This window comes from Arcticibacterium sp. SM2516 (assembly GCF_057914865.1).
Genome location: NZ_CP195290.1, coordinates 2066601 through 2090113 on the forward strand (window position 1 = coordinate 2066601; position 23513 = coordinate 2090113).

Below are 23513 nucleotides of genomic sequence, written 5' to 3' on the forward strand. Positions count from 1 at the left end.
CCCAAAATACCAGCTTTAAACTATTATTGATTAACGGTGGTAGGTGTATATAAGCTTATAATCCCCGGGAAACTTTTATTGGTATTGATTTCTACAGCTGGATAAAGAAAACGCTGAGGTATATTAGTAGCCGTACTACTTTTAACAGGAATACCTAAAAGATTTTTGGTTCTTCTTAAGTCATTATAAACTTGAGGAGAACCCACCATCGTAATATACTTTTCTTCAAGAATAACCTTCAAAAGTGTATTTCCACCTATTGCCACTTCTGGGAATGATGCATTATATTTCTTCGCCAGACCAGCTCTAGCGGCATTGAAAGCTTTTCTAGCTTCTACCTCATTTCCTAACCTTAACTCTGATTCCGCCAAAATGAAAAGGTTTTCGTACCAATCCACAATCGGGAAAGACGCATCTTGAGCAAAATACCCACCTGTAGTATAATTTAATTCATTTCCCGAAAAATAATGGCTGTACCTAACCTCATCACCAGGAGTATATAAAACGCGGTCTACAGAGGTATCTGATAAGTTGAGTATTTTTCTAAGATAAGACCTTGTAGCCGTCAAATAACCTCCACGCTGCTCTATTCCAAACTGATAATAAAGGTTTCTTTGACCAGATAGACTTGAATGAAAAGCCTTTAAGCTATGCTCATTACTAGAAACCCCTAATTTGGCCTCGTCTCTAGCGGCCTGATAGTTTTTAGTTATCAAATAATATCTAGCTTTCAAAGTATGGGCTACTTGTGCCCAAGTGGCACTATTTGCAACAAAAACAGGGCTGCCATAAAAATCACTTACTTTGGCATTGCCGACATTGGCTATACCCTGAGTCAATAAACTCTGTACCGCCGCAAAAACCTGAGTCTGCGGATCATATTTTGGATTTGGAAAAGCTACGGGCTGAGCACTTTCCGAAAAAGGTATATCTCCAAAAAGAGCAGAAAGCTCGCCCGCCATTACAGCTTCCACTATCTGAGAAACACCTAGCAAAGTAGTATTTCCTGCAGCAATAGCCTTTTCTTGGACTATCCTCGTTTGAGCTATGCCGCCAGAATAATTACCTGACCATATGCCATCAAAATCTACCGATTTCACATCATAAACATTGTAATTAACAAACTGATTACTAAAACCTGTAAACTGATCTGAAAATATTCCAGCCATTCTTGAGGTTTCTCCTTCAGTGATAAGTAACCAAGTTAAATTAGCCTGTCCAATGATAGATTCTCCTGGTGCATCGGTAAAGTTATTGGGGTCCACATTTAAACCCGCCGAATACTTTTCACAAGAAAAAGCAAATAAACTAAGTAGTACGATTATGACTTTCTTCATTTCTTCTTAAATTCCTAATTTCAATGATACAATGTACGAACCCGTTCCAGGGTTTGTAAAATACTCTAATCCTCTTCCTTTTGAACTTCCTGTAAGGTTTACTTCTGGATCCACATATTTAAGTGGTGACCAAATAAATAAGTTTCTACCCGAAACTGTCAAAGTAGCTCTGGTAAACTTGGCTTTGTTAATCAAATTTTGTGGTAAGTCGTAAGCCATACTGACCTCTCTTAGTTTAGTCCAGCTACCATCCACTATAAACTGCTCAGACACCGTCCCAAAACCTCCACCTACGCCTGTATACCATTCCGAATCTAATAAGACGTTACCAGAGCCAAAGTCCATTACGTTTCCTCTTACCAAAGTTCCAGCGGCCACTATTCTACCATCTACCGTACGCATTTGGCTGTCAGTAATAAACTCGTTGGCTGTTTCTGGATGAACTCCAAAGTACTTTAAGATACTTTCTGTACCTGCCCAAATATCATTTCCCTGAAAGGTTTCAAACTGAAAAGAAAACGATAAACCTTTCCAAGTAATATTAGAACCTAGACCTCCCTTCCATTTTGCATTTGGGTCTCCTATCACCCCTTCCTCTGTAGCTACTTCTGGAAAACCATTAGAATTCAGAACAATATAGCCGTTGTCGTCTCTGGCCCATTTACCACCCCATAATGCTGCAAAAGGCTCTCCTTCTACCACTCTAGATGAAGTACCCGTAAAACCATTCAGCGTCACAGACTTCACCCCGCTTAAAGATTCCACCATGTTTTTGTTTTGAGAGAAGTTGGCGTCGATTCTCCAATTTATGTCTTTGAATTTCACAACTCTAAAACCCATGTCTATTTCTAAACCTTTGTTTGTGATTACGGCTGCGTTATCCCAAACACTTGAAAACCCAGTGGAAGGAGCTAAGTCTACCGCTAGAAGTGCTTGGTCCGTTCTTCTATCATAATAAGTTACTCCAAGAGATATTTTATCATTGAAAAACCTTAAATCTGTACCAACTTCATACTCTCTAACTCGCTCTGGCTTTAAATCTGGATTTCCGGAATTAGAACTTCTACCAAATGGATTACCGTAAACGCTGGCCGAAAGAGCATCTCCCCAAGACGTGCCCCTGTCAAAAGCGGAATAAACAGTTTGCGAAGCATAAGAAATAGGTTCAATACCCACTTCTCCATAAGATGCTCTCACCTTACCAAAGGTCACGAACCTATTTTTAAACATTTCGGTAAAAACCCAACCTAAAGAGGCACTAGGATAAAACACAGGAGAGGTAAGTGTAGATGGTAACTCGTACCTCCCTGTCAATTCAAAAAAGAACTGATTTTTATAATCTGAATTTAAAACAGCATAAGCACCAGACTTTCGCTGACGTAACCTTGTTAAACCTGGAGTTTCGTTGGCAGCTTCTGCGTTACCAAATGTTCTTAGGTCACCCACGAAAGGATTGGTAAAAATGGTAGAATTAGCTCCAAAGCTGGTATAAAAGCCATCGTCAAATTGAATACCAGAAATCCAAGAAAAGTTAAGCTCAGGTTTTAGCATGTGAGTTCCACTTAAAAAAGCATTGACAGATGTATTTCTTTCTGTGGTTTCGCTGCGGCCAAAAGAACCTTGAAAAACATCTCCCGAAGAGTTTACTGGAAACCAAGAATCTCTGGATTGATTATAATAATCAAAACCATATCTGGCGGTAAAGTTTATTCCTTTAGTGATATTCCAATTTAATTCAGGATTAAAAAGAAAACGATGCAGTTCACTTGGATTCTCTTGCTGGTTTATAACCCAGCCAGGATTTGGATAAAAAGGAGCCTCTTCGCCTAAATAACCTAAGTTTCTATCTCTACCAATAAAAGACCTTTGGGCATTTTGAGTAGCCGTACCTTCACTATTATAAAATGTTCCTATGTAATCTCTATTGTCAAAATCGGCTGGTGTTCTTAAATATCCTAAATAAAATCCATTCAGGTTAGAACCTTGCTGAATCCTATTTGAGGTAGACTGTGTCACACTTGAATTGACCCTTATTTTTATTCTTTCAGTAAGCTTAGTCTCATTATTAAGTCTTGCGGTCGTTCTACTGTAATCAGAATTTGCCTTTAAAATCCCTTTCTGATCCCAGTTAGAAAAACTCATAAAAGTAGACCCTAGGTTAGAATTAATATTAACACTAACAGATTTATTCCAGGTAAAGCCCGTTTGAAAAACTTGGTCTCTATTTTCTTGAAGATATGTGTTATTGGAGTTTTTAGTCAAAATAGGATAATAGACATTCCCTGTAGCAGACTCAAAACGCTTATTCCCCAACCTAACATCATCTTCACCTCCTATCCTATCTCTTATTCTATCTCCCCAAGATAAACTTGAAGTAGGGTTCCATATATAGGTATAGGCATCTCTAGCTCGGCCGGTTTCATGTATAAGAGGATTACCTTGCCCAAACTTATCTTGTTTTTCAAACTCCCTATTGACAACATCAAAGCTGACCATATTACCCACTTCCACACTCACCTTCTTCCCTCTTGGGTTTCCTCTTTTGGTTTGGATCACAATCACACCATTGGCAGCCCCTGTTCCCCAAACAGCAGCAGCTGCTGCTCCTTTTAAAACCGTAATATTGGCGATATCATCTGGATTAATATCATTTAATCTTGACTGACCTACCACACCATCTACACCACCACCGCTGCTACTATTCGAAATAGGGACGCCATCTAAAATTATCAATGGAGACGAACTTCCAGATATGGTATTCTGACCTCTTATTTGAATATATGCTCCTGCTCCTGGGTCTCCTGAGTTTCTTACAATAGTTAAACCCGAAGTTTTACCAGATAAGCCCTGAATAACACCCGATTCTCCAGAGCGTTTGACCGCTTCCGCATCTACAAGCGTAGAAGAACTTAAATCATCATCTTTTTTTCGCTCTAAACCTAAAGCCGTTAAAACAACAACTTCATTCAGCTGATTGGGCAATTCATTCAAAGTCACATCTATAACAGACTGATTCTCTATTAAAACTTCCTTTTTTTCCATTCCAATGAATGAATAAACTAATATCTGTCCTTTTTTTGCTTTGATTTGATATTTCCCATCAGCATTTGTTTGAGTACCTATTTGGGTGCCCTTTATCTGAACGGTTACACCAGGAAGGCCAAAGTCGTCACTTTCAGCTATTACCTCTCCAGAAATCTGATTCTGACTAAAGACCTGGTAAAATGGTAGTATTAGAAAAGTTAGTAAAAGTTTATAGTTCATATTTTATAGTAGATAATAGTCCTTAAAAGTACGTAGGCGAAAAATAAAAAGCTGTAACAAAGGATTAAATTTTTAAAACTATAGCCTTTAAATGCATAAGACGCGATATTTTACGGTTAACCACATGATAAACCTTTCAAACATTATTTAGGTTGCAAAGCCTGACATTCTGTCAGCCATTCGTATCTTTGTATCCGAATTTGGAAAAGAAAAATAAATGGAGGATTTAAAAGGTAAAATGAAAGTGCTATCAGAAGAAGAAAAAGCTAGCTTAGATGAAGCTAGAATTTCGGTGGATGAGAACAAAACAAGCACTAAAAAACTATATATAGAAAGTTATGGCTGTCAAATGAATTTTGCAGATAGCGAAATTGTGACATCAATTCTACGAGATGCAGGATATACCACCACTTCTAAAGAGTATGAGGCCAATCTGATTTTGCTCAATACGTGCTCTATTAGAGACCATGCAGAGCAGAAAGTCAGAAAAAGACTAGCTCTTATAAACGCCAGAAACAAAGGCAGAAAAGATGTAAAAGTGGGTGTTTTAGGCTGCATGGCAGAAAGACTAAAAACACAACTTCTGGAAGAAGAGAAGATTGTGGACATGGTAGTAGGCCCCGATGCCTACAGAGATTTACCAAATCTTATCAATGAGGTAGAATCAGGTCAGAAAGCCGTAAATGTTTTTCTTTCTAGAGAAGAAACTTACGCAGATATTACTCCTGTAAGATTGGGCACTAACGGTGTTACAGCCTATATTTCTATTATGCGTGGTTGTGACAACATGTGCAGCTTTTGTGTGGTACCTTATACTAGAGGTAGAGAAAGGAGCCGTGAACCACAAACTATTATTAACGAGGCCATTGATCTTTTCTCAAAAGGCTATAAAGAAGTCACCCTACTGGGGCAAAACGTAGATTCTTTTAAGTGGAAAAACGAGGAGGGCGAAATAGAAACGAACTTTGCTCAATTACTAGCTAAAGTAGCGGATATAAATCCAGACCTTAGAGTGCGATTTTCTACTTCCCACCCGAAGGATATAACAGACGAAGTGCTTCATACCATCAAGAAATACGACAATATCTGTAATTACATTCATCTGCCTGCACAAAGTGGAAGTTCTAGAATTCTAGAATTAATGAATAGAACTTATGACAGATCCTGGTATATCAATAGAATAGACAGCATCAGGGATATTTTGGGCGAAGAATGCGGTATATCACATGACATGATAACGGGATTCTGTACAGAAACAGAAGAAGACCATCAAGAAACACTCAGTTTAATGGACTATGTAAAGTATGACTACGGTTATATGTTTTACTATTCTGAAAGGCCAGGAACTCCAGCTGCCAAGAAGTTTGAAGACGACATAGACCTAGCAACTAAAAAGAGAAGATTAGACGAAGTGATCCAAAAACAGCGTGGTCATGCTTTAGAAAGAAATGAATTATCTATCGGTAAAGTCAAAAAAGTACTTATTGAGGGTTTCAGCAAGCGTTCTGATGACTTCTTACAGGGTAGAACCGATGACAATAAGATGGTGATTATCCCTAAAGATTCGCACGTCAAAGGAGATTATGTGATGGTTAAAATCACGGAATGTACTTCTGCCACCTTAAAGGGAGAAGTAGTAACAGAAGAACTGGTATAAAGAATGACAAACAGCCCAGAAATACAAGCCGTCAAAAATAGATTCGGTATTATTGGGAATGCCGCACCATTGAACCATGCCTTAAGCATAGCGATACAAGTGGCTCCCACAGACCTTACGGTGCTAATTAGTGGAGAAAGTGGCAGTGGAAAAGAATCCTTTTCTAAAATTATTCATGGCCTTAGTCCAAGAAAACACGGACCTTTTATTGCCATAAACTGTGGAGCCATTCCAGAAGGAACCATCGATTCTGAGCTTTTTGGCCATACCAAAGGAGCATTTACTGGTGCTTTAGATGACAGAAAAGGCTATTTTGAAACTACCGATATGGGTACTATATTCTTAGATGAGATTGGAGAGATGCCAATAGGAACTCAATCTAGGCTACTCCGAGTATTAGAAAATGGTGAATATATTCAAGTAGGTTCTTCAAAGGTAAAAAAGACAAATGTAAGAGTGGTAGCTGCCACCAATGTCAATCTTTTTGAGGCCGTAGAAAGAGGAAGGTTTAGAGAAGATTTATACTACAGGCTAAATACTGTACCTATTTCCGTTCCGCCTTTACGTGATAGAGGCTTTGACATGGAGCTCCTGTTTATAAAATTCACCTCAGATTTTTCAGAAAAAAATCGTATTGAGCCTGTAGAACTCACTGAAGCAGCTAGGAAAATATTGACGTCTTTTAGGTTTCCTGGAAATATCAGACAATTAAAAAATATTGCAGAGCAAATTACACTTTTAGAGCCTGCTAGAATTATCAATGCAGAGGCTTTAGAAAAGTATTTGCCTAGAAACCAATCCAGTGGCTTGCCTGCCCTTATTCGTCAGTTTGGTGATGTGGGAGGAAACGATATTTCGGAAAGAGAAATTCTTTACAAAGTGCTTTTCGATATGAGAAAAGACGTCACTGAGCTAAAGAAACTGGTATTAGGAATGCTTAAAGGTGGGCATGTAGGAGAAGACTTTGTCAATGAAAACCCAAGACTTTTTCAAGAGCTACATGAATCTGTAAGCAATTATACGCCTTCAAACCAAGAGGAAGAAGATGAAAGTCCTTACCCTTTATATACTAAAGAAGACGATAAAACCGTAGTAACTATTGACAATCTTCAAGGAAAACGTGATAATGTGGAAGACATCACTCATGAAACCGAGGAGGAGTCTCTTTCTTTAGAGAGAAACGAAAACGAGATGATTTTAAAGGCACTGCGTAAAAATAATTTCAAAAGAAAATATGCGGCAATGGATTTAGGCATTTCAGAAAGAACGTTGTATCGAAAAATTAAGCAGTACGACATTGAGGATGAAAAATAGATTGATTAAAAAACATAAAGTGCCATTAGTGAAGCCTATGAAACTAAATATTGCCTTTTTCTTTCTGCCACTGATCATTTTAATGCAAAGCTGTAATATATATTCTTTTACTGGCACATCGTTATCGGCAGATTTGAAGACCATTACCATTCAAAATTTTGGCGTTGCCTCAGCTGGTGGGCCGCAAAACTTGGCAATTGATTTTAATGAAGCCTTAAAGGAGTATTACCAGAGGAACACCAATTTAAAACTTATCCCAAACGAGGGCGATCTATTTTTGGCGGGTTCCATAATTAAATATGAGATGACACCAGTAGCTACCAGTGCTACGGATAAAGCTGCTACCAATCGCCTGACGATAGGTATAGAGGTCACTTTTCAAAATACGCAGGCAGAAGACGAGAGTTTTGAAAAGGAATTTTCCTTTTATCAGGATTTCCCACAGGAGCAATCCTTAAGTGATGTAGAAGCCCGATTAGTGCCCAAAATTTTGGAACAGTTAGTTCTTAATATTTTTAATGACACTGCAGCTCAATGGTAGATAGTAAAGATATATATCGGCTTATTAACCTCTCTAACGAGCCTCAAAAGGCTAGTCCTGCAGATTTTGAGTGGTTGGCAAAACACCTAGACGAATTGCCTGACTTTGATCTTTTAAGAAAGGCGTTTGTGTTGGTTGGAGAGAAATTTGGTGCCAGCGGTCCAAACTTTGAAGAAGAAAGAAATATTTGGAAAAGGAAGAAGGTCTTTTACGAGCCTACTCCTAAAATAAATAAAAGATTAGAAGCTAATCCTGTCAATAAAAACACTACTTCTGAAAGAATAAGTCAATTCATGAAGCAGTTTCAGCCAGTTCTTTCACCATATTAGTACGTTTCAAATAAGTTATAGCATAGGAATACTGTTACTTTAAGAAAAAAGTATTTATTTTGCACCCTCTTTAGAAACTCGAGAAAAATAATTTTGATTTCATGATAAGTACAATCTTAATATTAATGGTCATTGCAGCTTTATTGCTGATAGTGGTAATTTTAGTTCAAAACCCAAAAGGTGGTGGACTATCAAGTGAATTTGGCGGTGGAGCCACTTCTCAAATGTTTGGTGTTCAGAAAACCGGCGATATCTTAGAAAAGTTAACGTGGGGATTTTTTACATTCATTGTTTTAGGTTCATTATTCACTGGTTTGTATTTACAAAATGACCAAACTACAACTGTGAATAGTGCTTTAGATGTAGAAAGTAGCCAATCCGCTCCTGCTGCACCTGCACTTCCTAGCACTACTCCTTCTCCAGGTTTGACCGCTCCGATTGAAGTACCTGCAGAATAAGACAAATAGCATTTATAAAGAAGAGCCTGAGAAATTTCTTAGGCTCTTTTTTTTGGTCAAACTGACAGTTTAACCGAATCTATCCGGCCTTAAAACTTCGGATATCTGCCGCTTGTCTGAAAAGAAACAAGCCAACCTGAAAAATTGTCAGGATTATACACCTTTGTCACCCTTTGGCAGATAGTTTGTTCATCTGCTCATATATTAATAACCGAAAAAATAATTTAAAACTTAATAAAAACTATGTCAGTAAACGTGAAACCCTTAGCGGACAGAGTATTGGTAGAAGCTTCTCCAGCTGAAGAAAAAACAGCCTTCGGAATCATTATACCAGATACTGCAAAAGAAAAACCTCAAAAAGGAGTGGTAGTGGCTGTAGGCCCAGGAAAAAAAGATGAACCAGTTACTGTAAAAGTTGGTGACAATGTACTTTACGGAAAATACTCTGGCACTGAGTTGAGTGTAGAAGGTAAAGAGTATTTAATCATGCGTGAATCAGACATTTTCGCAATTGTTTAATTAATTATCGAGTTTGCTCGAGCCCAACAGCATACTGTTGGGAAAATAAATTATTGAAAATATAAAATTTAAAAGAAATCATGGCAAAACAAATTCACTTCGATACCGAAGCTAGAGATAGAATGAAAAAAGGAATTGACACCCTTGCCAATGCTGTCAAAGTAACTCTAGGCCCTAAAGGAAGAAACGTAATTATCGATAAGAAGTTTGGTTCTCCTGCTATCACTAAAGATGGTGTAACAGTAGCCAAAGAAATTGAGCTTAGAGATGTTATTGAAAACATGGGAGCACAGTTGGTTAAAGAAGTTGCTTCTAAAACTGCAGACCAAGCTGGTGATGGTACTACTACTGCCACTGTTTTGGCTCAAGCTATTTACACTATTGGTGCTAAAAACGTAGCAGCTGGTGCAAACCCAATGGATCTTAAAAGAGGTATTGACAAAGCGGTTACTGCTGTAGTAGCTAACCTAAGAGAGCAGTCAAATACCATCTCTACTTCTAAAGAGGTTACGCAGGTAGCTTCTATTTCTGCAAACAATGATTTCGAAATCGGTCAAATGATTTCTGATGCCATGGATAAAGTAGGAAAAGAAGGTGTTATTACGGTAGAAGAAGCTCGTGGTACTGAAACTGAAGTTAAAACAGTGGAAGGTATGCAGTTTGACAGAGGTTACCTTTCTCCATACTTTGTAACTAATGCAGAGAAAATGGATGCTGAAATGGAAAACCCATTCATCTTAATTTCTGAGAAGAAAGTTTCTTCTATGAAAGAACTTCTTCCTGTTCTTGAAGCTGTAGCTCAGACTGGTCGTCCTTTGATGATCATTGCTGAAGATGTAGACGGAGAGGCTCTTGCTACTTTAGTGGTAAACAAAATCCGTGGTTCATTGAAAATCTGTGCTGTTAAGGCTCCAGGTTTTGGTGACAGAAGAAAAGCTATGTTAGAAGACATCGCTGTTTTAACTGGCGGAACTGTAATCTCTGAAGAAAGAGGATTTAAATTAGAAAATGCTGACATTACTTTATTAGGTCAAGCAGAAAAAATCATAGTGGACAAAGACAATACAACTATTGTTAATGGAAGCGGTGATAAAGCGGCTATTTCTGGAAGAGTAAATCAGATCAAAGCTCAGATTGAAACAACTACTTCTGACTATGATAGAGAAAAACTTCAAGAGCGTTTAGCTAAATTATCTGGTGGTGTTGCTATCATATATATTGGTGCAGCTACTGAGGTAGAAATGAAAGAAAAGAAAGACAGAGTTGACGATGCTCTTCATGCTACTCGTGCTGCAGTAGAAGAAGGTATAGTAGCCGGTGGTGGAGTTGCCCTTATTAGAGCTCAAGCAGCCCTAGAAGGCCTTGAAGGTTCTAATGCCGATGAAAAAACGGGTATCGCTATCATCAGACAAGCTATTGAGTCTCCATTGAGAACTATCGTTGCCAACTGTGGTGGAGAAGGTTCTGTAGTGGTTATGGAAGTTAAAAAAGGCAAAGGAGCTTATGGTTACAATGCACGTGAAGACATATACGAAGATTTAATTAAAGCTGGTATCATTGACCCTACGAAAGTAACTCGTTTGGCTCTTGAGAACGCTGCTTCTATTTCTGGCATGTTATTAACTACGGAAGCTGTAGTTTCTGATATCCCTGAAGAGAAAGGTGATATGGGCCATGGTCACCCAGGTGGTGGAATGGGCGGAATGATGTAATTCATTCTTCACCCTGTATTTACAAAAAGGAGATTGTCTGTAATGGGCAATCTCCTTTTTTATTATACTGTAATACTTTAGCACAATATTTGCACAGATTCTTTTGATGAAAAAGGTACACTTGTTTACGATGTATAAACCAACGGTATTTTTGCTGCTTATTTTATTAGTAGGCTGCAACAAAGTAATTGATCTAGATATCAAACCTCTTAAAGAAAACATTGGAGAGACTATCTTAGGCAAAACCTGTAAAGTACAAAACCTCACAAGATCTGATGGTTTGTCTTTTAGCGTAGAATATGATGGAGACAAGCCGATTACCATTACTGGAAACTTACCTAGTTTTGACCGATTTCTGTATACAGGAAACCTTCTCACAGGGGCTCAGCTAAGCAATGACCCAAAATCTCAAATCCTATTTACTTTTGATACTAAAGGAAATTTATCTAAAATAAATTTCAAAGGATCAGATGCTAGAGGCCCATTCGATTATGCCACCACCTTGACATATGACGGCAAAAGTAGACTTACGGATCTATCCCTAAATCTGCCCATCTTCTCGAAACCAGCCAATGTTAGATTAGAGTATAATGCAAATGATAACGTTACCAGAGTATTAAGAAAAACAGGTTTTGAAGACGAAGTACTTCTAGAAAATCATACTTTTGACACTAAAAAAGCCCCATTTTTAGACCAAAGACTTGGACAAATTTTATCCTACTTTATGGTATACTCACTTTTACAAGGTGACGCAAATTATACTTATTTCGTAAATAAAAACAATGTTACTTCCGCCACCATTACAAATGACAATGGCGTTACTGAGCTCTCTATGGAATATGCGTATAATACCAGCGGTTATCCAACTTCAACAGATATTGCCAAAAACTTTCAAGGTAGACTAAAACAAAGTACAGAGGCATTTACCTATAAGTGTGAATAAAAAATTTCTTTTAAATAGAACGCGGAAATGAATAAATCTATTTTTGAAGTAGCACATTGACCCTTAGCATTTCAACACTCCTAATTTGAAAATAAAATAGTCTCAGTTAAATTTAAGAAGAATTAAAATAGAAATTCCCGAAATATTTAAAGCCCGTTCAAACAAAAAACACTACTTTTGTATCCCGTAATCATAATTAGGAATTTACCAAATTTCAATGAGCGGGCAGAAAAAAACACCAAAATACATCTTCGTTACAGGAGGTGTCACTTCATCACTAGGTAAGGGAATCATAGCGTCGTCGCTAGCAAAACTGCTTCAAGCAAGAGGCCTTTCTGTGACCATTCAGAAATTAGATCCTTATTTAAATATTGATCCAGGAACCTTAAATCCTTATGAACACGGCGAATGCTATGTAACGGACGACGGGGCAGAAACAGATCTAGATTTAGGGCACTATGAAAGATTTCTGAATGTCAGAACTTCTCAAATAAACAATGTTACTACCGGTAGAATCTACAATAACGTACTCAGCAGAGAACGAAAAGGAGATTTCTTAGGTAAAACTGTTCAAGTAATTCCGCATATTACAGATGAAATCAAGAGAAACATTCTCAATTTAGGTGAAGAAGGTAAATACGACATTATCATCACTGAGATTGGCGGCTGCGTTGGTGATATTGAATCTTTACCATTTATTGAGGCCGTACGTCAACTAAAGTGGGACTTAGGAGAGCATAATATGCTCACCATACATTTGACGCTAATTCCTTATCTTAAGTCTGCAGGTGAACTAAAAACAAAACCTACGCAGCACTCTGTAAAGAAACTTCAGGAGGCTGGTTTACAACCCGATATTCTTGTTTGTAGAACGGAGCATTCACTTCCAATGGATATCAGAAGAAAAATTGCCCTTTTCTGTAATGTTCAGGTGCAGTCTGTTATAGAAGCCAAAGATGCTGGCACTATTTACGATGTACCACTTATGATGGAAAAAGAGAAGCTAGACCAAAGGGTACTTTATATGCTAGATATTTATAACGACAAAGACGCCAATATGAACGATTGGAAGAAGTTTCTTGGTCGTTTAAAAAACCCTACTGCCGAAGTTACCATTGGCTTAATAGGAAAATATGTGGAGCTTCCTGACGCTTACAAATCTATTGTTGAATCTTTTATTCATGCTGGAGCAGAAAATGAGTGCAAAGTAAAGATTGAGTGGATACACTCAGAAAGCTTTACGCTTGATAATATCAAGGAGAAACTTGGTGGTTTAGATGGTGTTTTGGTGGCTCCTGGATTTGGAGAAAGAGGCATTGAAGGAAAAATAGCTGCCGTAAAATATGTAAGAGAAAACAATATTCCTTTTTTCGGAATATGCCTAGGTATGCAAATGGCTGTTATAGAATATGCCAGAAACGTACTGGGCTGGTCAGACGCCCACTCTACAGAAATGAATCCTGATACCAAGCACCCTGTCATACATCTCATGAGAGACCAAAAAGATGTAGAAAATAAAGGAGGTACTATGAGACTTGGAGCATATAACTGCGAACTCGTAAAAAATACCTTAGCGTATAACGTTTATGGCAAAAAGAAAATCGCCGAAAGACACAGACACCGATGGGAATTCAACAATCAATATATAAAAGATTTTGAAAACAGTGGTTTAGTACTTTCTGGCTTGAATGTTGAGAATAACTTGGTGGAAATTATAGAGCTTCCTACACATCCGTTTTTTATTGGCGTTCAGTTTCATCCAGAACTTAAGAGTACTGCATTGGAACCGCACCCCTTATTCATATCGTTTGTTAAGGCGGCGATGGCGTTTTCTTCAAACAAAGAATAACTCGATATTTTGTAAATTAGTGGAGCCCAATTATGAAAATAAAATATTCCTTTTTACTACTCATTATTACGGTCTTCACTAATTCTCAGCTCTTTTCTCAAACTATTACCATTAAAAATCTAAAGTCTCCACTCTGTAATGGTCAAAAAACGTATATACAATTTGACACTACAGGACAGTTTATTGGAGAAGATTTCATTCTATATAGGTTAGATTTTCAAGGTTTAAAAGTGGAAATGGCTCGTTCTAAATCAGACTCCATAGCTATTTCTCCTACTTTCTCGACTGAAATATTCATAGCATCTTCCATTTCAAAAGTCTCTTCTGCAAAAGTAAGTATGAGCGTAGATCCTTTTACAGGATTATTCTTAAAATACAGTTCAGAAGCTATCTGTAATGGTTATACCAATCCAATAGAAATCTATACAGGCTTAGCCAGCGGTGATGAAATTTTCTGGACAAAAAATAATGCAGAAATCGATGGAGCGAAACAAAATATTTATCAAGCCAATGAAACGGGCACATATAAAGCCAAAGTAAAAAGAGGTGCTTGTATTTATTCCGTCGGTGGTACCGCCAATGTAGAAATTGGAAGCATCAGAAAAGCCGTTTTAAGTTCAAAACAACCTCCGGAAGTCTGTGAAGGTTTTTCGGTACCTTTGGATGCGAGCATCCCAGTAATAGCCGACCTTAGTTATCAGTGGCTTTACAATGGCGAAGAAATTTCTACAGCCAACACGCGTACTTACCTTGCAACAAAATCTGGAAGCTACCAACTGAGATTAAGTCAAGGAGAATGTACCAGTCTTTCTGATAAATTCTCTGTTAAAACAGGAAACCTCAAACCGGGTAAAATAATTACTCAACCTATAGTCTCCACCAATAGTGCTGTTACCATTTGCGAAGGCACCAGTGCCGGCCTAAGCATATCAGACTATCAGTCTGCCAGTAATATGTCAATAACTTGGCTTAAAGACGGTGTCAAATTAGCAAAACAGAATTCAGACCAGAATATATACGTCAAAGAAGCTGGAATTTACAGATATCTATTAAAACAAGGCAGTTGCGAAGTTCTTTCAGAACCTTTGATTTTAAAGACAGCAAAAGGTATGAGGGGCTTTGACCTAAAAGGCTTATCTGGTACAAGTTCTTGTGCTGGTAAGACGGTTGAGCTTATTATCAATTCAAAAAATAATGTTATTAGCCAAAGTGCATATAGTTTCAAACTCTACAAAGGAGGGCAATTTCTTTCTGATGTTCCGTTTCTATTCGATTATCTAAAAATAAAAGAGACGGGCAAATACCATGTAGAAGGTCGCTATGGCTCTGATAACTGTACTGTATACTCCGACACCCTAAATGTGACTATCTCCAATTCATCCGTTCCTTTTCAGCTTTATGCGGGTATAGATGAAATACAAAGCTGCTCAGACTCTACTTTAATCGCACAAAATTTAAATCTTACTGGTTTAGATAGCCCTAGTGTTCAATTTTTATGGAAGAAAGACGGACAATCCATATCAAATGGCAACCAAAAGGCTCTTTATGCCAAATCAAGTGGGACATATAGTCTAAGTGTTGCTCTGGATAGTTCTTGTGTTTATGAATCCACACCCCTAAAAGTAAGTCTAAAGTCCTTTAATGGTAAAATACAAAAGCCAGAAAAAGCTCTATGTGCAGCTAACTTGAACGAATTACTTGTTCAAATTGGTGATAAAAATATTAGGACTCAGAAAATAGGCGGCGACTTGCTTTTAAGCAATGACGTTAGCTATCAATGGTTTTTAGACAATGCTGCTTTAGGCACGAAGTCTAGTCAAACGATTAGTAAATCTGGAAAATACAGTGTTGATATTTATCATAAAACTTGCACTGTAAATACGCCACAAAGTTCGGTTCAATTATTAGAACTCAATAGGAAGCTTACACCATCGATAGACACGCTTTCTATATGCCCTGCAGGAGGTTTGGTGGTTATTTCTGCTATAGGTATAGCAGACAGCTATCAGTGGATTAACGACAGCCTTAATGCGACGTCTACCGAATTTGAAATTTATGCTGATAAACTTGGCAGCTATAAGGTTTGGATGGAAAAAGAAGGCTGCTCTGGATTTTCCGAAACCAAAGTAGTAAAAAGAACCAACGCCTCGCCTACGGCAACATTAAGCGGCGGTGAAACCATAGAAATTGGTAAAAAAACAGATTTAAACGTGGCGTTGACAGGTTCTGCACCGTGGAATTTAACAACATCCTCTGGTGAAACCTTTTTGTTAGTTAAATCACCATTTACTTGGAAAGTATCTCCAACCGAAAACACCAGCTATTCGCTTACCACGGTAACCAACCCATGTGGATCTGGAGAAACTTTTGGAGAGGCAGACGTCAATGTTTTAGTATTGGGGAATGAAGAAAGTAAAACAGACGGTCTTTCTGTTTATCCTAATCCCGGAGTTGATAAAATTAGACTAGAACTGAGAGAAACACCTTCTTCAAAAACAGATTATAAAATCTACAATCTAATGGGCGAGATTCTTAAGTCCAGCTTAGTTTCTGAAAAAGTAAGTGATATAGATATCAGTAATCTTAGTGAGGGAAGCTATATCATTAGAGTGGTTTCAGGACAGCGTGTAAGAACAAGAAAGATCATAAAAAGGTCATATTGATAACTAGACATGACAAGCAAAACCTATTATCTTCATTAAAGATTATATAGCTTTATCTAAAGTAATTCATCCATCATCTGAACATCCAATGGCGTTCAATAGGTGAATTGACAGAAAAGTTGTAAATCATAATATGTCTTAACCCCTTAGAAAGATATTGAAAATGCTTAAAGTAATATTAAAAATCCTAGCTGGTATCTTTACAGTTTTACTGTTTCTAGTAATCTGTTTGGTAACCAAAATTGACAGAACACCTTATCAGGACATGGATTATTATTCCGCCTGGAAAAGCAATATCAATAACTTGGTACTTTCCTCCGAAAAGGCCACTGATTCTCTTAAAGTAGGCTGGGCAAAAGTTAACATTACACCTCAAAATCCAATTCCACTAGCTGGATATGGAAAAAGAAGAGGAGCCGCTTATGAAGCCGTTCACGATTCTGTTTTTGTTAGAACCATACTTTTAGAGAAAAACAACATCAGAACCGCCATTATATCTGCCGATTTACTCATCCTCCCACCTACCGTAAGCCAAAAAGTTAAATCTGGACTAAGTGAGTTAAACATAGATTTTGACCATATTTATTTTGGAGCCATTCATAGCCATAACAGCATAGGAGCTTGGTATAATACGCTGGTGGGAACTTTATTTGCCGGAAAATATGATGAGGCCATAGAGAATTCAATAAGTGATGGTATTCTAAAATCCATTCAACTGGCGTCAGACAATTTGACCGTAGCGGAAGTTAGCTTCGAAAAAGACTTAGACGAAAAAGACATCAAAAATAGAATTATAGAAGGAGGAAAAATAGAACCTTTTATTAGAACCTTAAGATTCAAAACCACAAATAATAAACAAGCCATTTTAACCACTTACGCTGCCCATTCCACGGTCCTTAATGCCGCTACCCTTCAGCTTTCTAGAGATTATCCTGGTGTATTGGTGGATTCCTTAGAAAAAGGAGAGGCCGATTTTGCCATGTATATGGCAGGTGCAGTAGGAAGTATGGCACCCATAGAAAAAGGATTGGACGATTTTGACGAATTAAATAATCAAGCGAGGGGTGTTCTATTTGAGCTTAACTCGGAAAACGAATTTGAATCTTTGTCTTTAAATCCTGACATTTTATCTTTTCAATTAGATTTACCTTTAAGAAAACCATCTCCTCGTATTTCTGATAATTATGCACTAAGACCATGGGTTTTTAAATGGCTTTTTGGCGACGCACCTTCCTTTGTGAAAGTTTTGAAAATAGGCGATAATCTTTTAGTAGGATTGCCATGCGATTTTTCTGGAGAACTGATGGAAAACCTAGATTTGTATGCCCAATCAAAAGGTCTCAACCTAATCATAACAAGCTTTAATGGCACCTATGCTGGCTATATAACGGCCGACGAGCATTTTGATACAGAAACTTACGAAACCTTCACCATGAGTTGGTTTGGGCCTTATAATGGAGATTATTTCTCTGAAGTGGTCACAGATATTATAGACAAGCTTTCTCTTAACTAAGAAAGCTTTAAACCGCTTTATTCATTAGAAAATCTCCCGATTTTATCGGGACCGTAGCTAAATTGCTTCCCATCGGCAAGCTGAGGGTTACACAAATTAGTTCACTTCGTCAGGCTCAGTGCAGGCGTAAACCCATTTCAACTCAATCTCCAGAACATTAGCTCAGGGTAAACCGGTAGGCTATTCTCGTATAAATGTCTGATTTATGACACTTTAAAACTCATTACGATTCATGAATAAACCGGGTTTAATCTCTTTTCAAAAAAACGAAATCTATAGACATTTCTTCGTTGGAAATGGTGGCTTTAAGCGTATCTCCCAATCTATTGTAGGCAATTTTCTTAGGAAAGTCGTTGGCAGTATTTTCGGCTACAAAGCCATGAGATGATTTAGTAATAATATCAAAATAGGTGGGTTCTTCATTAACACCTCTTACCACTAAGGCCCACTTTTCACGGTCGTTTTCTATGGTCATGTTTTCTATAAAAACCGTATCCGCATTGTTTAGTGTTAGCCCTAAACCTGCCATAATACCTTCATGATTTTGTTTCCAATACTCATAAGTCTTTTTCCCTTCGGCATTATTTAATCTTACCCAATCTCCTGATAACCACGAGAACTCTTTAAGCTCACGAGATTGACAAGATAAAACGGCTGTCCATAAAAAGGCCCAAACGATTAATTTCATGCGGCTTTATCTGACTTGATTTTGAATGGCATTCTTAAAACTATCTTAGTTCCAGTGGCTTCACCCCTAGCATCTTCCAAATCTACAATCTCTAAAGAATGTTCGTTGGAAGAGTCTTTAAAGTAATTATCAAGTCGCTGCTTTGTCAAAGATAAACCAATAGATGAATTATTAAGTGTTTTCTGAGCCTTGATCTCTCTGGATTTTTTCCTACCAATTCCATTGTCTTCAATCTCTATTAAAAACTCTTTATTTGAATATCGACTCACATTCATTTTAATCACTTTCGATCCTTCTTTTGACGATAATCCATGCCAAATAGAGTTCTCTAAAAAAGGTTGAAGAATGAGGGAAGGAACCCTTATTCCAGTAGTTTCTATCCCATCTTCTACATTCATCTCAAAATGTATTTTGTTTGAAAACCTGATATTCTCTATGTTTAAATAAAGCTCCATGGTGTCCAGTTCTTCCTGCAATGTAATATCCTTTTCTTTTGAAGTTGCCAAAATGGTTCTTATCAGTTTTGAAAACTTATTGAGATAATAAACCGCCTTATCTTTCTCATTGCTAATAATATACAACTTGATGGAATTAAGGGAGTTAAAAATAAAATGAGGATTCATTTGAGAACGCATCATTTTTTGTTCTAAAGCCAAGTACTCTTTTTCTCTCCTAAGCTGCAATTGCCTGTAAATAAAATAAAACAGCCCTATTAAAAGGGTAAGGCATATACTTCCAATAACAAAAACCTTACGATTATCATCTAGTTTAAGATGAACTATTTCATTTTCCTTTTCTAATATTTCAATTTTATTCTTCTTGGTGTCAGAGTCATATTTAAGAATCAGGTCTGCTACATATTGCTGATTAGATTCGTTTAAATAAATGGCTTGGTTTTCATTGTATAATTTCATGAAGCGAATAGCCTCCTGATATTGCCCTTTTTTTTCATTAATTTCTGACAAGACTCGGTAAGACTCTGCAACAAAATAGCCCATATTTCTTTCCTTGGCGTCTGTCAAGGCTTTTTGTATATATGACTCGCTTAAAGCTAAATTTCCTTCTTCCAAAAGTGCCCAGCCATAGTTTAAATTAGCCATGGTCAAATAATAGTAATCTCCTATTTCCTCCGCCTTTTTAATGGAAGGTTGAATAATTTTCAAAGCTTCCTTAAAACGCTTTTGTTTTATATAGATCTGGCCAATACTGTTATTGCAAATTACTTTACCTAATGTGGAATTTATTTTGTTATTGTAAGCTAGAGATTTCCGGTAATAAGCTAGTCCAGTTTCTAAGTCTCCCCTATCCTCATAAATGCTGCCAAGGTTCTGATAATTAATAGCCAAACCCATTGCATTATCTGTTTTTTCTTCAATTTTAATGGAAGCCAAAAACTCAGTTTCAGCCAATTCTGGCTGACGCAATGAAATGTAAATATTCCCTATGCTATTTCGTGCTACAGCAATATTTCGCTGTGCCGTTAGGGTTTCTTTACCACTAGCTTCCGCAAACTCCAAAGCCTTTTTATGTAGGTCTAAGGCTTCTCTGACCTCCTCCATCCGACGATGAACCACGCCCATCATGTTTAGACTAATAACTTTGAAGTCTATGTTTTCACATTGTTCGGCATACCCCAATGCTATTTTAAGATCAACCAAGGCCTTTGGATATTCTGAAATATTTCTACTGTTAATACCCTTTTGAATATAGGCATAAGCTAAGCCCTCATTATAAGATTCATTTTTCGCCTTAATAATAAAAGCTTCAAGGATATCCGAATCTCTTCTTACTGATTTTAGTAAACTGTCTATTTCTGCAAAATCTGTGGAATGGATTTTCAGTACTTCATCCAAGTTGACTATTCCTTGCGAAAAAGTATTTTCTGGAAAAGTCCATATAGCCATTAAGACCATTAATATTTTAAGCAAACTTCTCACTAAAATTTATTAAGAAATTCAGATTTTCTGTTCCTAGAAACAGGTATATGCTTACCATCTTCCATGATGATATAAGCATCTGTTTTTAAATACTCCCTCACCTTTGAAAGATTGATTATATAGGAGTTGTGTACTCTAAAGAATTCTATCTCATTAAGTTTTTCACTTAACTTTTTCAATGTTTGTGTGATAAAAAGCTTTTCGCCGTTGCCCAAAAAGATAGAAGTATAATTTCCGTCGCCCTCGCAATAAAGGATTTCCTCGGGTTTTAAAAAGACAATTTTGCCATCAATGTTTATGCCTATTCGCCGATTTCCTCCCCCTGTTTTAGACATCACATTTAGCAGCGTTTCCTCAAATTTATCTTTGATTGAATGCTCTCTTTGAAAATCCTTAACTTTATTACAAGCCAACATTAAGTCGTCAGAATCAATAGGCTTGAGAAGATAATCTAAGGCCCTTTCTTTAATGGCATTGATACCATATTGGTCATATGCAGTAGTAATAATAACTGCGAAATTCCTATCGGGCAATTGGTCTAAAAACCTAAACCCATCCATTTGAGGCATTTCAATGTCAAGAAAAACACAGTCAATTTCTTGCTCATCATCAAAGAATAGCAATCCTTTTCTGGGGTCTGTAAAGGTGGCCACAACCTCTACCTCAGGACAGAAGTTTTCCAATTCCCATTTGAGACCTTCAATAGCCTTAGGCTCATCGTCAATTATTACTACTTTTATCATGATTGAATGCTAATGGCACAATTTACATCAAAGCATTTATTTGCAGTCAAAAAGTGTATACTTGGTATCCTTTTTTTAATAAACGGTCATTTTTGATTAAAAATTAACGAAAACGACCGTTTATAAGTTATCTTAAGCCTGCCTTCACTATAATTTCCTCTACTATAGTAGGGTCTAAAAGTGTTGATATATCACCTAAGTTTGACACTTCTTTCTCCGCTATTTTCCTTAAAATTCTTCTCATAATTTTCCCTGATCTAGTCTTCGGTAAACCAGACACGAAGAGAATTTCATCTGGCTTAGCTATAGGTCCAATCAGTTTAGTCACAGTGGCTAAAATCTCCTTTTTAGTCTTGTCCTCATCACTAACGTTTTTCTCTATGATTATATATGCAAAAATACCTTGGCCTTTAATGTCATGAGGATATCCTACCACGGCAGATTCTACCACTCCATGATGAGAATCAAGAGCATCTTCTACCTCTGCGGTGCCTATTCTATGTCCAGAAACATTGATAACATCATCTACCCTACCGGTAATTCTGTAGTATCCGTCTTTGTCTCTTACACAGCCATCTCCTGTAAAGTAATTACCTGGGTATGCAGAAAAATACACTTTCTTACATCTTTCGTGGTCACCCCAAGTAGTTCTTATAATAGAAGGCCACGGAAACTTAATGCATAAGTTTCCATTGACACCATTACCTTTTATTTCTTCCCCTTTATCGTCTACCAGCATAGGCTGAATACCCGGCAATGGTAAAGTGGCATAAGTCGGTTTAGTTCTAGTGATATCTGCCAAAGGAGAAATCATGATACCTCCAGTTTCGGTTTGCCACCAGGTGTCTACAATCGTACATTTCCCTTTACCTATTTTTTCGTCATACCAATGCCACGCTTCTTCATTAATAGGCTCACCCACAGAACCTAACACTCTTAAACTGGATAAATCCTTATCATTTACATACTCATCTCCCTGTGCCATTAAAGCTCTAATGGCCGTAGGTGCTGTATAAAAAATATTGACTTTATGTCTCTTCACAATATCCCAAAAACGACCCGCGTCTGGGCACATAGGAACGCCTTCAAACATTAGGGTAGTTGCACCTGCTGCCAGTGGACCATAAACTATATACGAATGACCCGTTATCCAGCCAATATCTGCGGTACAGAAATATACATCTCCAGGATTATACTGGAAAACATTGAGAAACGAATAGGTGGTATAAACCATATAGCCCCCGCAGGTGTGAACCACACCTTTGGGCTGCCCTGTGGAGCCAGAAGTATACAATATGAACAATGGGTCTTCTGAATCCATTTGCTCTGGAGCACATACTTCCGAAGCCTCAGCCATTTCCTCGTCCCAGTCCTTATCTCTACCAGATACCATGGTTATTTCTTCATGGGTTCTTTTCTTAACCAATACCACCTCCACAGAAGAACAGCTTTTCATGGCCTCGTCTACCGTGGCTTTCATTGGGATATTCTTTAATCCTCTAAAAGCTCCATCAGAAGTGACCACAGCCTTACAATCCGCATCGTTTATTCTATCGGCAATGGCCTTTGCAGAGAAACCACCAAAAACTACAGAATGAATAGCACCAATTCTGGCACAAGCCAAAGCAGCAATAGCTAGTTCTGGAATCATTGGCATATAAAGACATACACGATCCCCTTTACCAATGCCATTATTTTTTAAAACATTAGAAAACTTACACACTTCGGTATGTAATTCTTTAAAAGTAAACTTAACGGGTTCGTCTATAATTTCATTAGACTCCCAAATAATGGCTACTTGGTCTCCTTTATCTTCCAAATGCCTATCAAGACAGTTCTCCGTTATATTTAATTTACCGCCAACAAACCATTTTACATTAGGCTCATCAAAATCCCATTCCAAAACCTTATCCCAAGGCTTCTGCCACGTGAACTCCTTGGCTATATCTCCCCAAAACTCTTCAGGACTATCTACACTCTTTTTATATGCTAATTGGTATTCTTCGAAATTATGTATTCTCATTTTGTAGGGTCACAAATTATATT

General features: G+C 37.5%; 17 protein-coding genes. 11 read left to right on the forward strand and 6 right to left on the reverse strand.

The window, feature by feature from the left end:
- Window positions 1-23 precede the first annotated feature (23 nt).
- A complete protein-coding gene (locus ACSBFT_RS08660) occupies window positions 24-1337 on the reverse strand; it encodes a SusD/RagB family nutrient-binding outer membrane lipoprotein (protein WP_463046673.1) in 1314 nt (437 codons plus the stop codon).
- Window positions 1338-1343: 6 nt separating this feature from the next.
- Entirely contained in the window at window positions 1344-4601 is a 3258-nt protein-coding gene (locus ACSBFT_RS08665) for a SusC/RagA family TonB-linked outer membrane protein (protein ID WP_489604298.1), read from the reverse strand.
- A 217-nt stretch (window positions 4602-4818) separates the two neighbouring features.
- On the opposite strand from ACSBFT_RS08665, the gene miaB reads away from it, so the two are divergent.
- The 11 genes from miaB to ACSBFT_RS08720 all read left to right on the forward strand — a co-directional run bounded on the left by miaB (window position 4819) and on the right by ACSBFT_RS08720 (window position 18099).
- The gene (gene miaB / locus ACSBFT_RS08670) at window positions 4819-6258 is read left to right on the forward strand and encodes a tRNA (N6-isopentenyl adenosine(37)-C2)-methylthiotransferase MiaB (protein ID WP_489604299.1); all 1440 of its coding nucleotides are present in this window, start codon (window positions 4819-4821) and stop codon (window positions 6256-6258) included.
- Between the two features lie 3 nt (window positions 6259-6261).
- A complete protein-coding gene (locus ACSBFT_RS08675) occupies window positions 6262-7572 on the forward strand; it encodes a sigma 54-interacting transcriptional regulator (protein ID WP_489604300.1) in 1311 nt (436 codons plus the stop codon).
- Complete coding sequence (lptE, locus tag ACSBFT_RS08680; RefSeq protein WP_489604301.1) at window positions 7562-8113, forward strand: LPS assembly lipoprotein LptE; 552 nt, start codon at window positions 7562-7564, stop codon at window positions 8111-8113. Before ACSBFT_RS08675 ends, lptE begins: the two co-directional genes overlap by 11 nt.
- Window positions 8107-8442, forward strand: a complete 336-nt coding sequence (locus ACSBFT_RS08685) for a hypothetical protein (protein WP_489604302.1) — start codon at window positions 8107-8109, stop codon at window positions 8440-8442. Before lptE ends, ACSBFT_RS08685 begins: the two co-directional genes overlap by 7 nt.
- 101 nt (window positions 8443-8543) lie before the next feature.
- The gene (gene secG, locus ACSBFT_RS08690; RefSeq protein WP_463047488.1) at window positions 8544-8900 is read left to right on the forward strand and encodes a preprotein translocase subunit SecG; all 357 of its coding nucleotides are present in this window, start codon (window positions 8544-8546) and stop codon (window positions 8898-8900) included.
- A 243-nt stretch (window positions 8901-9143) separates the two neighbouring features.
- Window positions 9144-9419: a co-chaperone GroES gene (locus ACSBFT_RS08695; protein ID WP_463047489.1), complete on the forward strand. Its 276-nt coding sequence runs from the start codon at window positions 9144-9146 to the stop codon at window positions 9417-9419.
- An 80-nt stretch (window positions 9420-9499) separates the two neighbouring features.
- Window positions 9500-11131, forward strand: a complete 1632-nt coding sequence (groL, locus tag ACSBFT_RS08700) for a chaperonin GroEL (RefSeq protein WP_463047490.1) — start codon at window positions 9500-9502, stop codon at window positions 11129-11131.
- 106 nt (window positions 11132-11237) lie between these two features.
- On the forward strand, window positions 11238-12074 hold the full coding sequence (locus ACSBFT_RS08705; protein ID WP_463047491.1) for a hypothetical protein: 837 nt from the start codon (window positions 11238-11240) through the stop codon (window positions 12072-12074).
- A gap of 217 nt (window positions 12075-12291) precedes the next feature.
- Complete coding sequence (pyrG, locus tag ACSBFT_RS08710; RefSeq protein ID WP_489604303.1) at window positions 12292-13923, forward strand: CTP synthase; 1632 nt, start codon at window positions 12292-12294, stop codon at window positions 13921-13923.
- A gap of 32 nt (window positions 13924-13955) precedes the next feature.
- Window positions 13956-16586, forward strand: a complete 2631-nt coding sequence (locus ACSBFT_RS08715; protein ID WP_489604304.1) for a T9SS type A sorting domain-containing protein — start codon at window positions 13956-13958, stop codon at window positions 16584-16586.
- Between the two features lie 163 nt (window positions 16587-16749).
- Window positions 16750-18099: a neutral/alkaline non-lysosomal ceramidase N-terminal domain-containing protein gene (locus tag ACSBFT_RS08720; protein ID WP_489604305.1), complete on the forward strand. Its 1350-nt coding sequence runs from the start codon at window positions 16750-16752 to the stop codon at window positions 18097-18099.
- Between the two features lie 247 nt (window positions 18100-18346).
- On the opposite strand, the gene ACSBFT_RS08725 is transcribed toward ACSBFT_RS08720, so the two are convergent.
- From ACSBFT_RS08725 to acs, 4 genes are all read right to left on the reverse strand, one after another.
- The gene (locus ACSBFT_RS08725; RefSeq protein ID WP_489604306.1) at window positions 18347-18787 is read right to left on the reverse strand and encodes a DUF6265 family protein; all 441 of its coding nucleotides are present in this window, start codon (window positions 18785-18787) and stop codon (window positions 18347-18349) included.
- Window positions 18784-20715 carry a tetratricopeptide repeat-containing sensor histidine kinase gene (locus ACSBFT_RS08730; RefSeq protein WP_463047496.1) on the reverse strand — a complete coding sequence of 644 codons (1932 nt, stop codon included), beginning with the start codon at window positions 20713-20715 and terminating at the stop codon, window positions 18784-18786. The genes ACSBFT_RS08725 and ACSBFT_RS08730 overlap by 4 nt, the downstream gene beginning before the upstream one ends.
- A gap of 8 nt (window positions 20716-20723) precedes the next feature.
- Entirely contained in the window at window positions 20724-21467 is a 744-nt protein-coding gene (locus ACSBFT_RS08735; protein WP_463047497.1) for a LytR/AlgR family response regulator transcription factor, read from the reverse strand.
- 127 nt (window positions 21468-21594) lie between these two features.
- Window positions 21595-23490 (reverse strand): acetate--CoA ligase, encoded by a 1896-nt coding sequence (gene acs / locus ACSBFT_RS08740; protein WP_489604307.1) that lies wholly within the window; start codon window positions 23488-23490, stop codon window positions 21595-21597.
- Window positions 23491-23513 lie beyond the last annotated feature (23 nt).

Bases quoted from the DNA above. Each gene is read 5' to 3' on its own strand.
- pyrG (WP_489604303.1), top strand. From the start codon at position 12,292: ATGAGCGGGCAGAAAAAAACACCAAAATACATCTTCGTTACAGGAGGT.
- ACSBFT_RS08725 (WP_489604306.1), bottom strand. From the start codon at position 18,787: ATGAAATTAATCGTTTGGGCCTTTTTATGGACAGCCGTTTTATCTTGT.
- ACSBFT_RS08695 (WP_463047489.1), top strand. From the start codon at position 9,144: ATGTCAGTAAACGTGAAACCCTTAGCGGACAGAGTATTGGTAGAAGCT.
- miaB (WP_489604299.1), top strand. From the start codon at position 4,819: ATGGAGGATTTAAAAGGTAAAATGAAAGTGCTATCAGAAGAAGAAAAA.
- ACSBFT_RS08715 (WP_489604304.1), top strand. From the start codon at position 13,956: ATGAAAATAAAATATTCCTTTTTACTACTCATTATTACGGTCTTCACT.
- ACSBFT_RS08720 (WP_489604305.1), top strand. From the start codon at position 16,750: ATGCTTAAAGTAATATTAAAAATCCTAGCTGGTATCTTTACAGTTTTA.
- ACSBFT_RS08660 (WP_463046673.1), bottom strand. From the start codon at position 1,337: ATGAAGAAAGTCATAATCGTACTACTTAGTTTATTTGCTTTTTCTTGT.
- acs (WP_489604307.1), bottom strand. From the start codon at position 23,490: ATGAGAATACATAATTTCGAAGAATACCAATTAGCATATAAAAAGAGT.
- ACSBFT_RS08705 (WP_463047491.1), top strand. From the start codon at position 11,238: ATGAAAAAGGTACACTTGTTTACGATGTATAAACCAACGGTATTTTTG.
- groL (WP_463047490.1), top strand. From the start codon at position 9,500: ATGGCAAAACAAATTCACTTCGATACCGAAGCTAGAGATAGAATGAAA.
- secG (WP_463047488.1), top strand. From the start codon at position 8,544: ATGATAAGTACAATCTTAATATTAATGGTCATTGCAGCTTTATTGCTG.
- lptE (WP_489604301.1), top strand. From the start codon at position 7,562: ATGAAAAATAGATTGATTAAAAAACATAAAGTGCCATTAGTGAAGCCT.
- ACSBFT_RS08675 (WP_489604300.1), top strand. From the start codon at position 6,262: ATGACAAACAGCCCAGAAATACAAGCCGTCAAAAATAGATTCGGTATT.
- ACSBFT_RS08665 (WP_489604298.1), bottom strand. From the start codon at position 4,601: ATGAACTATAAACTTTTACTAACTTTTCTAATACTACCATTTTACCAG.
- ACSBFT_RS08735 (WP_463047497.1), bottom strand. From the start codon at position 21,467: ATGATAAAAGTAGTAATAATTGACGATGAGCCTAAGGCTATTGAAGGT.
- ACSBFT_RS08685 (WP_489604302.1), top strand. From the start codon at position 8,107: ATGGTAGATAGTAAAGATATATATCGGCTTATTAACCTCTCTAACGAG.